This is a genomic window from Undibacterium sp. CY21W (genome assembly GCF_014284265.1).
Taxonomy (GTDB): Bacteria; Pseudomonadota; Gammaproteobacteria; order Burkholderiales; family Burkholderiaceae_D; genus Undibacterium; species Undibacterium aquatile.
In genome coordinates, this window is record NZ_JACOGE010000004.1 from 416,329 (window position 1) to 429,384 (window position 13,056).

Sequence of the window (13,056 nt, forward strand, 5' to 3'; positions counted from 1 at the left end):
ACATATTTCTTGGTGGCCCGGGGCGGAATCGAACCACCGACACAAGGATTTTCAATCCTCTGCTCTACCGACTGAGCTACCAGGCCAAGACCACGCATTATAGAGATGTGTTCGGCGCTTTGCAAGTCCCTTGCGAAAAAAAGCTGCTGGTCGGGGCTGGCTCTGAATTGATGTGCCTCAGCCGGGTGCCGGTTCCGGTGCCGTATAATGCCTGCCATTGTCTATGGCGAAGGTCTTTTATATGACGGCTCAGATTCATCATTGTGATATTTGTATCGTGGGTAATGGCGCGGTGGGTAAAGCTGCTGCACTGGGATTTGCGCAGGCGGGTCTGAAGGTGGCCGTACTTTGTCGTTCCACCGTTGCCTTGCCGATGTCGGCACAGTGGGATGTGCGGGTATTCGCGCTGAACCATATTGCGCATGATTTATTGTCTTCACTTAAAGTATGGGATGCACTGGATCTGCAGCGTGTTGCGCCTGTCACCGAAATGAATGTGCGCGGTGGCAAATCGGTTGACGATGGTCAACTCGCGTTCGATGCTTACGGCGCTCGTACCGGTGAGCTGGCCTGGATCGTTGAAGATAAAAATTTAAATCACGCGCTCGATACAGCAATGAAGTTTGCGCAGAATTTATCGGTAGTCACGGGTGCTGCCGCGAGTTTGCATGCAGATGAACAAGGTGCGCAGATTAATCTTGAGGATGGCAGCCAGATCAAGGCGAGTCTGATCGTTGGTGCTGATGGTGCCCAATCGTGGGTGCGCGGTCAGTGCGACATCGGTCTGGATTATCGCTCTTACGGACAACAGGGTGTCGTCACTAATTTTGAATGCGAGATTCCGCACCACGGGGTTGCGCATCAGTGGTTTGTCGAAGAGCAGGGCATTATTGCTTTGTTGCCTTTGCCGGGAAACCGGGTGTCGCTGGTGTGGTCTGCACCAGATGCATTGGCAGCGACATTGCTGCGTGAGCCATTGTCTGCGCTGGTCAGCCGGCTGGAAGAATATTGTCTGGATACGCTGGGTCATCTGACGCCGGTATTGCCAGAGGATATCAAAGCGTTTCCTCTGCGATTAATACGCCCGCACAGCATGATTGCACAGCGTGTTGCGCTGATTGGCGATGCAGCGCATGCCGTGCATCCGCTCGCCGGGCATGGAATGAATCTGGGTTTTGGTGATGTGACGAGCTTGCTGGCGTTGATGAAATCGCGTGAAGATCATTGTGACTGTGGCGATGCCAAACTGCTGGAACGTTACCGTCGTTCGCGTAAAGAAGACGTGATGCTGATGCAGATCACGACCGACGGACTGGCTCGATTATTCGGTTCTGATCTGGCGCCTTTGCGTCTGGCACGCAATGTCGGATTGAACTTACTGAATCGTCTGCCTGTCTTAAAGAACAAATTAATCTCCCACGCAATGGGTAAGTAAGCATTGCTGACTATGGCGAAGGCCACTACACGAAATTACAAGGAATAATATGAATATGAATCTGAAGCAATGTATCGCGCTCTTGTCGCTCACCTTTACTGGTGTCGTTTTCGCGCAGACCGCACAGGAATCTGCGGTAAAAAAACTGATAGAGCCAAAGTTAGGTCAGGGCGTGAAAGTGGATTCCGTCATCAAGACACCTTACAGCGGTTTGTTCGAAGTGCGTGTCGGCTCGGATATTTTGTACACCGATGAAAAAGCGCAGTATTTATTTGTTGGGAATGTACTCGATGCCAAATCCGGCACGAATTACACCAAAGCCAGAACGGATGAACTGAGTAAGATTAAGTTTTCTGATTTGCCGCTGGAATCCGCGCTGAAAATGGTCAAAGGTGATGGTAAGCGTGTGATTGCGGTGTTTGAAGATCCGAATTGTGGATACTGCAAACGTTTCCGTAAAACCCTGGCGGGCATGGACAACATTACTGTTTACACGTTCTTGTATAACATTTTGTCGGAAGATTCGACGGTCAAGTCAAAAAACGTCTGGTGTTCTGCTGACCGCAATAAAGCATGGGATGAGTGGATGCTGAACGGTAAAGCACCATCTGCTGCTCCCTCAAACTGCGCAACGCCAAATGAAAAAATACTGGCGCTCGGACAGAAATTACGCGTGAACGGCACACCGGCTATTTTCTTTGCAGATGGTTCGCGGGTGCCGGGTGCGATGGATGCAAAAGGTCTGGAAGAGAAGTTCGCCAGCCTGAGCTCTGCAAAATAAGCATGTTACTTTCTCCCGCGAGCTGGACGGGCATTTTGCTTGCTGCCGGACGCGGGCGACGCTTTGATCCGCATGGTGTCGAAGATAAGCTGCAACAAATTTTGCCTGACGGACACCCAGTTGCGCTGACAGCGGCACAGCATTTGTCTTCTGTGATGAAGCATGTCGTCGTTGTCGTGCGGCCGGACAATCGGGCGTTGCTACAGGAATTTCAGCATCAGTTATATGAGGTCGTTATCTGCCCTGATGCTGACCAAGGCATGGCGGCGTCACTGACCTGTGGCCTGCGCCAAGCTGCAAGCAGTAAAGGCTGGATTATTGCGCTCGCAGATATGCCTTTTGTAAAGAGCGCTACCATTGCTACACTCTTGCGTGAGCTGGAAAACGGCGCGGATATTGTGGCGCCCGTGTTTCAGGGGCAGCGTGGTAACCCTGTCGGTTTCTCAGGTAAATATCTCCCCGAATTATTGGCGCTGAACGGTGATCGTGGCGCGCGCGGCTTATTACAGCAGTTTCCTGTGCGGGAGGTTCTGGTGGATGACGCCGGAATTTTGCAGGATATTGATCTGCCCACCGATTTATCTGCGCAATAAACCAAGAAACATTATTCATACATCTGCGATGGTCAGATATATCTAAGTCTCTGATTTCCTCTTAGAATAGCGTTTTTCTTCAATTTGACAGAAAACAGACGTTGCGACATTAGCAGCGATACTTTATGAATAATCTCAATCAGAAACTCGTTATCCGCCTTGGTTTTGCAGGCTTGATTCCATTTATCCTGCTGACGCTCGCATGCTGGCTGGTACATCCGGAATGGTTGGGTTATTTCATTAAAGCGCAGCTCGCTTACGGCATTGCCATCTTATCTTTTCTTGGTGGCGTACATTGGGGCATCACCATTATGGCCAACGGCAAGGATGATCATGAAACCAGAAAGGCATTGATCTGGGGCGTGATTCCTACTGTGATCGCCTGGTGTTCTCTGGGTAATATGCTGCTCGGTTTTTTAGTACAGGTGATTGGTTTTATCGCGGCCTACAAAATCGATAAAAAACTCTATCAAAGCTATGATGTTCCTGAATGGTTTATTCATTTGCGTCTGCAATTGACCCAGGTGGTCGTGACGGCGCAGATATTCACCTTCATTGCTGCGAATGTGCGCAACTAATATCTCTAACAATTAAAATAGAAAGATCGTTGAGCATGGCAAAAACGATGAGCACTCAAAAAGCAACTCAAAGTCAGACAAGCCGCAACAGCGTCAAAAACGCGATTCATTATTCGATCATCCCCAAAGATTTAGCCGCTCACTTGTATCAGGTGACGCTGCACATCAGCCAGCCCGACCCTGAAGGGCAGATAGTCAGCCTTCCGGCCTGGATACCCGGCAGTTACATGGTGCGTGAGTTTGCACGAAATATTGTGCAGATCAAAGCAAGTACCGCCGGTAAAAAAGTGACTCTCAAAAAGCTCGACAAACATACCTGGCAGGCAGCTCCGTGCAAAACTGAACTGCTGATCAGTTATGACGTGTATGCGTGGGATTTGTCGGTGCGCGCGGCGCATCTCGATCAGTCACATGCCTTTTTTAACGGCACCAGCGTATTCCTGAGCGTACACGGACAAGAGTTTTTACCGTACATTGTTGATATTCAACGTGCCGATGCGCCCGCATGTAAGAGTTGGCGCGTCGCCACTTCTTTGCCTGAGTTGAAAGCCAAGCGTTATGGCTTCGGTACTTATATTGCCGCGAACTACGATGAGTTGGTCGATCATCCGGTCGAGTGCGGCGATTTTGCGCTGGCGACATTTGAAGCGCACGGCGTGCCACATGATTTCGTCGTGACCGGAAAAGTACCGAATATGGACATGGAGCGCATGGTCGCTGATGTCAAAAAAATCTGTGAAAGCCAGATCGCAATTTTTGAGCCGCGTGCCAAAAAAGCGCCGATGGATCGCTATGTGTTTATGACGATGGTAGTCGGTGAAGGTTATGGTGGTCTGGAGCATCGTGCCTCAACCGCCTTGATCTGTAATCGCACTGATATTCCGGTAAAACATCAGCCTGACATGAGCGATGGGTATCGTGGCTTTTTAGGTTTGTGCAGTCATGAGTATTTCCATACATGGAATGTCAAACGGATTAAGCCTGCTGCATTTGCCAGCTACGATCTGCGCCAGGAAAACTACACCAGCCTGTTGTGGCTGTTTGAAGGTTTCACAAGTTATTACGATGATCTGATGCTGGTCCGTGCCGGACTGATTGATGAGGCAGCGTATCTGAAACTGCTGGCGCAGACTGTCAACAACGTCCATCGCGGTAGCGGGCGTTTGAAGCAAAGTGTGGCCGAATCGAGCTTTGATGCCTGGACGAAGTATTATCGTCAGGATGAAAATTCGCCGAATGCGATTGTCAGTTATTACACCAAAGGCTCACTGGTCGGGCTGGGTCTGGATCTGACGATACGTGCAGCAACTGCCGGAAAAAAATCGCTCGATGATGTGATGCGCGCTTTGTGGCAAAAGTATGGCCGTGATTTCTATGCCAATTTTGCGGCGGGAAAACAGCAGGGCTTGGCCGAAGATGAAATCGAAGTGATCATCGAAAAAGCGACTGGCGTGAATGCGCGCCGCTTCCTCGATAAGCATGTGCGCGGAACTGAGGATGTGCCGCTGGCGCAGTTGTTTGCAGAGTTCGGCATTACACTCGATGCTGGCAACAGCAACAAGCCTGCCAGTCTGGGCGTGAAAGTGGCACGCGATGCTAATGGCTGCAAGATCGCTCATGCGTATGAAGGTCGTGCCGCACATCTGGCGGGTTTATCTGCGAATGATATTCTGGTGGCGATTAACGGCTTGCGTGTGAGTGTCGCTGATGTTGGCGATAATCTGGCGGTGGCAATCGGCCGCTATCGCGTCGGCGATACCGTGGAAATTCACGCGTTCCGCCGTGATGAGCTGCTGGTCGTGAAAGCGAAATTGCAAGCGGATGATGTGCCTGCAGTGAGCTTCAAAATTGAGAGTGACAGCAAGGCCGTGTTAGCAACGGCACGACCCGCCTACCGCAAAGCAACGAAGTCCTAATTGATCAGTATCGAATAAAAAAAGCCGTTAGCGTAGAAATGACGCTAACGGCTTTTTTCTATTGGTAACGATATCTCTGAATATTTATGCGGCTCCTGGCAGGAAAATGCCTGGAAAGCCGCAGATTGATTAGGACATGCCGTCAGATGCGTGTCGATTCAGAAAAATAATTTCTGCAACTCTGCCCCCGGATTTTCTGCCCGCATAAATGCTTCACCGACCAGGAAGCCATGCACATCCGCAGCGCGCATTCGTTTTACGTCGCCAGGATTGAGGATGCCGGATTCCGTGATCACCAGCTTTTCGGGTGACAGTTTCGGCAGTAAGCCCAGCGTTGTCTCCAGTGTGACGTCAAAGGTGCGCAGGTTGCGGTTGTTAATGCCCAGCAGTGCGGTTTTCAGTTTGAGTGCCGCGTCCAGCTCTGCGCCATTGTGTACTTCAACCAGCACGCCCATACCGAGTTCATGCGCGCAGGCTTCGAGTTCTGCCATCAGACCATGATCGAGTGCGGCAACGATCAGCAAAATACAATCAGCGCCCCATTTTCTGGCCTGATACACCTGATACGGATCAATCATAAAATCTTTGCGCAACGCCGGTAATGCACAGGCATTGCGTGCCTGTTGCAGATATTCCGGTGCGCCCTGAAAAAACTGTACATCTGTCAGTACCGACAAACAGGCTGCACCGTGCTGCTCGTAGCTTTTCGCGATGTCTGCCGGATTAAAATTTGGCCGGATCACACCTTTGGAGGGCGAGGCTTTTTTGACTTCCGCAATCACCGCAGGATTACCCGCCGCAATTTTGCTGCGCAGTGCGGATTCAAAACCACGTAGTTGCGCGCGTGCTTCTTTGTCAGATTCGACTTCGTCACGCAGACTGATCAGCGACTGATATTTTTTTGCCGCAGCAATCTCGTCTTTTTTGACTGCCAGGATGTTGTTAAGTATGTCCGACATAATTTACTTTCCGAGTTGCTGAGTGACCTGAATGAAGTGATCCATCTTGGCACGTGCAGCACCAGAGGCAATCGCTTCTTGTGCCTTCTTGACGCCGTCGGCAATCGAGCTGGCAACGCCCGCGCCGTATAAAGCCGCACCGGCATTCAGGCTGACGATATCTTTCGCGGCACCGCTGACATTGTTCAGCACTTCCAATACTTTTTCACGCGATTCTTCCGCACCTGACACACGCAGATTCCGGCTTGATACCATTTGCAGACCAAAGTCTTCCGGATGAATATCGTATTCGCGGATTTCGCCATCGATCAGTTCGCCGACCATGGTTGGCGCGCCGAGCGACACTTCATCCATATTGTCGCGACCCCACACGACCAGCGCATGTTTAGCGCCCAGCCGCTGCAACACGCGCACCTGAATACCGACCAGATCCGGATGGAATACACCCATGAGAATATTCGGTGCTCCGGCAGGATTGGTCAGTGGACCGAGGATGTTGAAGATCGTACGCACACCCAGTTCGCGCCGCACAGGTGCTGCGTGTTTCATCGCACCATGATGGTTGGGAGCAAACATAAAACCGATGCCGGTCTGAGCCACGGATTGTGCAATTTGTTCTGGATTCAGGTTGATGTTAACACCCAGCGCTTCTAGCACATCGGCGCTGCCAGATGATGAGGAAACGCTGCGCCCACCGTGCTTGGCGACGCGCGCTCCGGCAGCGGCAGTCACAAACATCGAGGTGGTGGAAATATTGAAGGTATTCGCGCCATCGCCGCCAGTGCCGACGATATCGATCATATTTTCGGTATTGACCAACGGCACTTTGGTCGAGAATTCGCGCATGACTTGTGCCGCTGCGGTGATTTCACCTATGCTTTCTTTTTTGACGCGCAGACCTATCGTTAATGCGGCGATCATCAGTGGCGACATTTCACCGCCCATGATTTTGCGGAACAGATACAGCATTTCGTCATGGAATATTTCGCGGTGTTCGATCAGACGTGTCAGGGCTTCTTGCTGAGAAATGGTCATTGTGCTGCTCCGGTCAGAAAGTTTTTCAACAGAGCATGGCCATGCTCTGAGAGGATGGATTCGGGGTGGAATTGCACGCCTTGCAGATTGAATTCTTTGTGGCGCACACCCATGATTTCGCCATCGTCAGTCCAGGCGGTGACTTCCAGGCAATCGGGTAGCGTAGCGCGTTCAATCGCCAGCGAGTGATAGCGGATAACGGTGTAAGGGCTGGGTAAATTCTTAAAGACGCCCACGCCAGTGTGCGCAATCATCGACGTCTTGCCATGCATGACTTGCTTGGCGCGGATGATATTGCCGCCAAATGCCGCACCGATACTTTGATGACCAAGACAGACGCCGAGAATCGGAATCTGGCCGGCAAAGCGTTCGATGACAGGAATAGAAATGCCAGCTTCATGCGGCGTGCATGGCCCCGGTGAAATACAGATGTGATCCGGCTTTAATGCGGCGATTTCTTCCATTGTGATTTCATCATTGCGGTAGGTGCGCACATCTTCACCCAGCTCGGCAAAATACTGCACGAGGTTGTAAGTGAAGGAATCATAGTTATCGATCATCAGCAGCATTTAAATTTCTCCGTCCAGACCATCTTGTACTTGTTCGGCAGCGCGCAAAACTGCGCGTGCTTTGTTTTCAGTTTCCTGCCATTCCATTTCCGGCACCGAATCCGCCACCACGCCCGCCGCAGCCTGCACATACAACATGCCGTCTTTCAGTACGCCGGTGCGTATCGCAATCGCCAGATCCATCTCGCCGCCGAACGACAGATAACCACAGGCTCCGCCGTAGATGCCACGTTTGACCGGTTCGAGTTCATCAATCAACTCCATGGCACGCACCTTTGGTGCGCCGGACAGCGTACCGGCAGGGAAGGTCGCTTTCAATACATCGAGATTCGATAATTGTGGTTGCAATGTGCCTTCGACATTTGACACGATGTGTTGCACGTGCGAGTATTTTTCAATCACCATCTGATCCGTTACCTTGACGCTGCCAGTCGTGGCGATGCGGCCGATATCATTGCGTGCGAGATCAATCAGCATCACGTGTTCGGCAATTTCTTTGGGATCAGCCAGCAATTCTTTGGCGAGTTCAGCATCGCGTTCTGGCGTCGCACCGCGCGGACGCGTACCGGCGAGCGGACGTATCGTGACTTTGCGTGAGCCATCATTCAGGCTTTCGTTGCGGACTAAAATTTCTGGCGAGGCGCCGATGATCTGCATGTCGCCGAAATTGTAGAAATACATGTACGGCGACGGATTCAGTGAGCGCAGTGCGCGATACAGTGAGAGAGGCGAATCAACATAAGGTTTCTTGATGCGCTGTCCAACCTGCACCTGCATCAGATCGCCAGCCATGATGTATTCCTTGGCTTTTTCAACGGCTTTTAAATAATCTTCTTTCGCGAAATCGCGTATGGATTCGGTGCGCACCGAGGCGGATGTAACGGGCGCATCAACGCTGCGGCGTAACATCGCACGCAAATCCTTCAAACGCTGGCGAGCTTTTGACCATGCTTCGGCTTGTGTAGGATCGGCATACACAATCAGGTACAGCTTGCCTGACACATTGTCGATGACTGCCAGCTCCTCTGTCACCAGTAACTGAATTTCCGGCAGGCCAAGATCATCTTTTGGCGCACTGTGTGCGAGGCGTTTTTCGACATGGCGTACCGCATCGTAACCAAAGTAACCGGCGAGTCCGCCGCAAAAACGTGGCATGCCGGGACGTAACGCTACTTTGAAACGGCTTTGAAATTCTGCGATGAAATCGAGCGGATTGCCGTGATACGTTTCGATGATTTCGCCATTTCTGACGATTTCTACTTTTTCACCGTAGCTGCGCAACAGCGTATTGGCAGGCAGGCCGATGAAGGAATAACGCCCGAAACGTTCGCCACCCATGACGGATTCGAGCAGGAAAGTGTTTTTGCCCGCGTTCTGGGTCTGAGCAAGTTTCAGGTACAGGGTCAGTGGAGTTTCCAGATCAGCGAATGCTTCCGCAATCATCGGAATACGGTTGTAGCCTTGCGCGGCCAGCGATTTGAATTCGAGTTCGGTCATGGTTTTCTTTCAGCCGTCAGCCATAGCTCGCGATGCTTGCAGACACAGAAAACGAGCAAAACGACTCGCATCTTGAGTAAGGACGGATAAGACAGATTGATAAAACAAGCGACAAGTCGTGCGGAGGATGTGCAGAGCCAGTCGCGGCATTCCAGGATTAAGAGGATTGCCAGCGTCGCCATAGCCAGGCCTCAAAGGCACCTGGTGTTATTTCGGGACGTTTGTTTTCGGGAAACATTCGTGAGTGGAATGAAAGTGATTAATGTCGAATTAATGTTGATTTTCTGTCGCCAGCAGTCGTGCCGCTTCCAACAGTGTGCCGACTATACCATCACTTTGAATCGTTTGTACAGCCTCGCCGTGGTTGTAACCATAGGGTACTGTGAGTACCGGGCAACCTGCTGCGCGCGCCGCAATCGCATCGTTACTGGAGTCGCCGATGGCCAGAATACGCGCTGGCGCAATCTCAAACTGTTTGCTGACCTCCAGCAACGGCTGCGGATCTGGCTTTTTGCGTGGGAAGGAATCACCACCGAAAGTCAGTTCAAAATAGGAAGACAAGCCTTTTTTCTGCATCAGGGGAATGGCGAAAGCGAGCGGCTTGTTTGTGACGCATGCCAGCCGCAGATGCATAGACTGCATTGCTTGCAAACCTTCGATGACCTCGGGATACAGCGTGCTGTGATCACCGTTGATGTCGAGATAATGGCGCTGGTATGAGGCCATGCCTTGCGCAAAATGTTGTTGCACTCCTGCTTCGTCAAAATCCAGACTCAGTACGCGGGTAATCAGATTTTCCGAGCCTTTACCGACCATAGATTTCACCATGTCTAGCGTTATTGGCGTCAGGGAAAAATCATTGCGCATACGATTAACTGCCACCAGAAAATCCGGTGCGGTATCGAGCATGGTGCCATCGAGATCAATAATGACGGCGTTGATATTGTTGAACATGGCGACCTGTAGTGGATATCTTAGCATTCATGCGGTTCATGGCCGGAATTCGCGCCACAAGCCGCATGAATATTGAGAGTATGTGAAGTATAAATTGATTGACGGGAATCAGACTTTACCGAGTTCTGTGCGCATGGCGTCAATGACGGCCTTGTAGTCTGGCTTGCCAAAAATCGCTGAACCGGCAACAAACGTATCTGCACCTGCTGCGGCGATTTCGCGGATATTGTCTATCTTCACGCCACCATCGACTTGCAACATGATGTCGCGGCCTGATTCGTCAATTAATTTGCGTACCGCGGCGATTTTTTTCAACGTATGTGGGATAAAGGATTGACCACCGAAACCGGGGTTGACTGACATTAACAGGATCAGATCAAGTTTATCCATCACGTGCTCTAACACATGCAAGGGCGTCGCCGGATTGAACACCAGACCGGCTTTGCAGCCGTGATCGCGGATTAATTGCAGGCTGCGGTCGATATGTTCTGAGCCTTCAGGGTGAAAGCTGATGATGTTCGCACCAGCTTTGGCAAAATCGGGAATGATGCGGTCAACAGGTTTCACCATCAGATGAACATCAATCGGCACTTGCACATGTGGACGTATCGCTTCACAGACCAACGGACCTATGGTCAGATTCGGGACGTAATGGTTATCCATGACATCGAAGTGAATCATGTCGGCACCGGCAGCGACGACATTGCGCACTTCCTCGCCCAGTCGGGCAAAGTCGGCGGATAAAATACTGGGGGCAATTCGGTAGGTTGTCATGGCAAAGGTCTTGCAAAAGAAAAGATGCGCTATTTTACCTTGCGCCATCCATGTCGTCTTTGTCATCCTCTGGCACAATAGAGATTCAATTGCAGTTGATAAAGAAAAGAGGAGACTGTGGCAGCCTACGAAATGAGTGTGTCCGTCGTGACACAGTATTTACAAGAGCAATCCAATCCGGATCAGGCGAATTTTGTGTTTGCTTACACCATAACGATTAAGAATACGGGGACGGTGTCAGCGCAGGTCATTTCGCGTCACTGGATTATTACAGATGCAAAGAATCATATTGAAGAAGTAAAAGGGCTGGGGGTGGTCGGGCATCAGCCGTTTTTGGCGCCAGGACAAAGTTTTGAATACACCAGCGGCAGTTCCTTAACGACGCCGCAGGGAAGTATGAAAGGTTCGTATTTCTGTGTGGCGGAAGATGGACATCGTTTCGAAGTGACGATTCCTGAGTTTGTGCTCTCTATTCCCCGTACCTTGCATTAATAGGATGGCGTGCGCTGCCTTGTGATACGGATCGCACGGTTCCACTATAGTTGGCATGTAGTGAAAAAATGCGCACCAGTTTGTTAATAAATAATGTGATGAAGCTCAGTTGCTGTCGTTCTTACTGTCAGTTTGTTCTTCAGTGCGCGGTTTGTTTTCCGGGCGTAGTCCGGAAAACATGGTCCACCATACGATAAAGATCAATATAAAGAGCGCCATTCCGGCTTCTAATAGCAATAACCACATAGATTTCCTTTGATTACAATCTGGCTGTTCTGCAAATAGATAAGCTGGATTGTTTTGAGTAATTTAGCCTTGCCGCGCTGAGCGGCACATCCATTGACACTATATAGGAGACTTCCATGGAATTCGAATGCATATTAGTAGAGACAAAAGAGAAGGTTGGACTGATTACTCTCAATCGCCCGAAGGCATTGAATGCGCTGAATGATCAGGTGATGAATGAATTAGGCGTTGCTTTAAAAGCGTTTGATCAGAATGATGCAATCCAATGTATTGTGATTACCGGAAGTCAGAAGGCATTTGCTGCTGGTGCAGATATTGCCGCAATGGCGAACTACACGTTCATGGATGCTTATAAGGGTGATTACATCACGCGCAATTGGGAAACGATTCGCCAGATTCGCAAACCAGTCATTGCTGCGGTGGCAGGTTACGCCTTAGGCGGTGGTTGTGAATTGGCGATGATGTGCGATTTCATTATTGCGGCTGATAACGCAAAATTTGGCCAGCCCGAAGTTAAGTTAGGAACCTTGCCAGGTGCTGGCGGTACTCAGCGCTTGCCGCGTGCAATATCGAAAGCGAAAGCGATGGATATGTGCCTGACCGCACGCATGATGGATGCGGAAGAGGCAGAGCGCGCTGGATTGGTCTCGCGCATTGTTCCGGTTGATATGTTGCTGGAAGAAGCGCTGTCAGCGGCGAACACGATTGCCAGCATGTCGCTGCCTATCATTATGATGATTAAGGAATCTGTTAATCGCGCTTACGAAACCACTTTGTCGGAAGGCGTGCATTTTGAGCGTCGCCTGTTTCACTCAAGTTTCGGAACCGAAGATCAGAAAGAAGGCATGAAAGCATTCCTGGAAAAACGTACGCCGGAATTTAAGAATCAATAAGTTATAAATAATTTGCGAGTTTCATTGCGAAGGCGGTGTTGTTTTGCTATAGTTCGGCTCCCGCTGAAAGGCGGGGGGAAGAAAGTGAAGAGCTGCAAGTAAAAAAGCAGCCCGCACAGTCAACAGACCGAAGTCAGGCCAAGCGATCCGATTGGTGCCCGCACAACAAAATGCGGACGCTGAGAAGAAAAAGCGAAGCGAAAGGGCGAAGGGAGTTGACAGTGAGTGAGAAGTACTTCATAATCTCGTTTCTCTGCTGCTGACGCACACAACGATGCGAAGCAAAACTCGGAAGAGTGAAGCGGAAAAGAATTTCAGGATTCGCGGTTCTTTA

13 protein-coding genes and 1 tRNA gene are annotated in these 13,056 nt (G+C 50.5%); 7 read left to right on the forward strand and 7 right to left on the reverse strand.

Annotation, left to right across the window (positions count from 1 at the left end):
• Window positions 1-10: 10 nt before the first annotated feature.
• Window positions 11-86 (reverse strand) — tRNA-Phe (locus tag H8K29_RS12285).
• A 155-nt stretch (window positions 87-241) separates the two neighbouring features.
• Here H8K29_RS12285 and H8K29_RS12290 point away from each other — a divergent pair.
• The 5 genes from H8K29_RS12290 to H8K29_RS12310 all read left to right on the forward strand — a co-directional run bounded on the left by H8K29_RS12290 (window position 242) and on the right by H8K29_RS12310 (window position 5,303).
• The gene (locus H8K29_RS12290) at window positions 242-1,435 is read left to right on the forward strand and encodes an FAD-dependent monooxygenase (protein WP_186897808.1); all 1,194 of its coding nucleotides are present in this window, start codon (window positions 242-244) and stop codon (window positions 1,433-1,435) included.
• Window positions 1,436-1,490: 55 nt separating this feature from the next.
• Window positions 1,491-2,216, forward strand: coding sequence for a DsbC family protein (locus H8K29_RS12295; protein WP_186897840.1), 726 nt, complete (start codon window positions 1,491-1,493; stop codon window positions 2,214-2,216).
• Between the two features lie 2 nt (window positions 2,217-2,218).
• Window positions 2,219-2,809, forward strand: a complete 591-nt coding sequence (locus H8K29_RS12300) for an NTP transferase domain-containing protein (RefSeq protein WP_186897809.1) — start codon at window positions 2,219-2,221, stop codon at window positions 2,807-2,809.
• Window positions 2,810-2,934: 125 nt separating this feature from the next.
• The gene (locus H8K29_RS12305; RefSeq protein WP_186884579.1) at window positions 2,935-3,387 is read left to right on the forward strand and encodes a DUF3429 domain-containing protein; all 453 of its coding nucleotides are present in this window, start codon (window positions 2,935-2,937) and stop codon (window positions 3,385-3,387) included.
• Between the two features lie 47 nt (window positions 3,388-3,434).
• Window positions 3,435-5,303: a M61 family metallopeptidase gene (locus H8K29_RS12310; RefSeq protein WP_186897810.1), complete on the forward strand. Its 1,869-nt coding sequence runs from the start codon at window positions 3,435-3,437 to the stop codon at window positions 5,301-5,303.
• Window positions 5,304-5,461: 158 nt separating this feature from the next.
• Here the strand turns inward: H8K29_RS12310 and trpC are convergent, their stop codons facing one another.
• The 6 genes from trpC to rpe all read right to left on the reverse strand — a co-directional run bounded on the left by trpC (window position 5,462) and on the right by rpe (window position 11,091).
• Window positions 5,462-6,262, reverse strand: coding sequence for an indole-3-glycerol phosphate synthase TrpC (gene trpC / locus H8K29_RS12315; RefSeq protein ID WP_186897811.1), 801 nt, complete (start codon window positions 6,260-6,262; stop codon window positions 5,462-5,464).
• 3 nt (window positions 6,263-6,265) lie between these two features.
• Entirely contained in the window at window positions 6,266-7,297 is a 1,032-nt protein-coding gene (gene trpD, locus H8K29_RS12320; protein ID WP_186897812.1) for an anthranilate phosphoribosyltransferase, read from the reverse strand.
• The gene (locus tag H8K29_RS12325) at window positions 7,294-7,866 is read right to left on the reverse strand and encodes an aminodeoxychorismate/anthranilate synthase component II (RefSeq protein ID WP_186897813.1); all 573 of its coding nucleotides are present in this window, start codon (window positions 7,864-7,866) and stop codon (window positions 7,294-7,296) included. The genes trpD and H8K29_RS12325 overlap by 4 nt, the downstream gene beginning before the upstream one ends.
• Window positions 7,867-9,363, reverse strand: coding sequence for an anthranilate synthase component I (gene trpE / locus H8K29_RS12330; RefSeq protein WP_186884584.1), 1,497 nt, complete (start codon window positions 9,361-9,363; stop codon window positions 7,867-7,869). It lies immediately after the preceding gene.
• Between the two features lie 270 nt (window positions 9,364-9,633).
• The gene (locus H8K29_RS12335; protein ID WP_255423354.1) at window positions 9,634-10,344 is read right to left on the reverse strand and encodes a phosphoglycolate phosphatase; all 711 of its coding nucleotides are present in this window, start codon (window positions 10,342-10,344) and stop codon (window positions 9,634-9,636) included.
• 81 nt (window positions 10,345-10,425) lie between these two features.
• Window positions 10,426-11,091 (reverse strand): ribulose-phosphate 3-epimerase, encoded by a 666-nt coding sequence (rpe, locus tag H8K29_RS12340; RefSeq protein WP_186897814.1) that lies wholly within the window; start codon window positions 11,089-11,091, stop codon window positions 10,426-10,428.
• Between the two features lie 117 nt (window positions 11,092-11,208).
• Between rpe and apaG the strand changes: the two genes are divergently transcribed.
• Together apaG and H8K29_RS12350 are read left to right on the forward strand one after the other, a co-directional pair.
• Window positions 11,209-11,583 (forward strand): Co2+/Mg2+ efflux protein ApaG, encoded by a 375-nt coding sequence (gene apaG / locus H8K29_RS12345; protein ID WP_186884587.1) that lies wholly within the window; start codon window positions 11,209-11,211, stop codon window positions 11,581-11,583.
• 362 nt (window positions 11,584-11,945) lie between these two features.
• Window positions 11,946-12,722: an enoyl-CoA hydratase gene (locus tag H8K29_RS12350; protein ID WP_186884588.1), complete on the forward strand. Its 777-nt coding sequence runs from the start codon at window positions 11,946-11,948 to the stop codon at window positions 12,720-12,722.
• Window positions 12,723-13,056: the final 334 nt, after the last annotated feature.

Excerpts from the sequence above, each read along its gene's own strand:
- H8K29_RS12325 (WP_186897813.1), bottom strand. The coding sequence starts at position 7,866 with ATGCTGCTGATGATCGATAACTATGATTCCTTCACTTACAACCTCGTG.
- H8K29_RS12310 (WP_186897810.1), top strand. The coding sequence starts at position 3,435 with ATGAGCACTCAAAAAGCAACTCAAAGTCAGACAAGCCGCAACAGCGTC.
- H8K29_RS12350 (WP_186884588.1), top strand. The coding sequence starts at position 11,946 with ATGGAATTCGAATGCATATTAGTAGAGACAAAAGAGAAGGTTGGACTG.
- trpD (WP_186897812.1), bottom strand. The coding sequence starts at position 7,297 with ATGACCATTTCTCAGCAAGAAGCCCTGACACGTCTGATCGAACACCGC.
- trpE (WP_186884584.1), bottom strand. The coding sequence starts at position 9,363 with ATGACCGAACTCGAATTCAAATCGCTGGCCGCGCAAGGCTACAACCGT.
- H8K29_RS12295 (WP_186897840.1), top strand. The coding sequence starts at position 1,491 with ATGAATCTGAAGCAATGTATCGCGCTCTTGTCGCTCACCTTTACTGGT.
- H8K29_RS12290 (WP_186897808.1), top strand. The coding sequence starts at position 242 with ATGACGGCTCAGATTCATCATTGTGATATTTGTATCGTGGGTAATGGC.
- H8K29_RS12305 (WP_186884579.1), top strand. The coding sequence starts at position 2,935 with ATGAATAATCTCAATCAGAAACTCGTTATCCGCCTTGGTTTTGCAGGC.
- H8K29_RS12335 (WP_255423354.1), bottom strand. The coding sequence starts at position 10,344 with ATGCTAAGATATCCACTACAGGTCGCCATGTTCAACAATATCAACGCC.
- rpe (WP_186897814.1), bottom strand. The coding sequence starts at position 11,091 with ATGACAACCTACCGAATTGCCCCCAGTATTTTATCCGCCGACTTTGCC.
- trpC (WP_186897811.1), bottom strand. The coding sequence starts at position 6,262 with ATGTCGGACATACTTAACAACATCCTGGCAGTCAAAAAAGACGAGATT.
- H8K29_RS12300 (WP_186897809.1), top strand. The coding sequence starts at position 2,219 with ATGTTACTTTCTCCCGCGAGCTGGACGGGCATTTTGCTTGCTGCCGGA.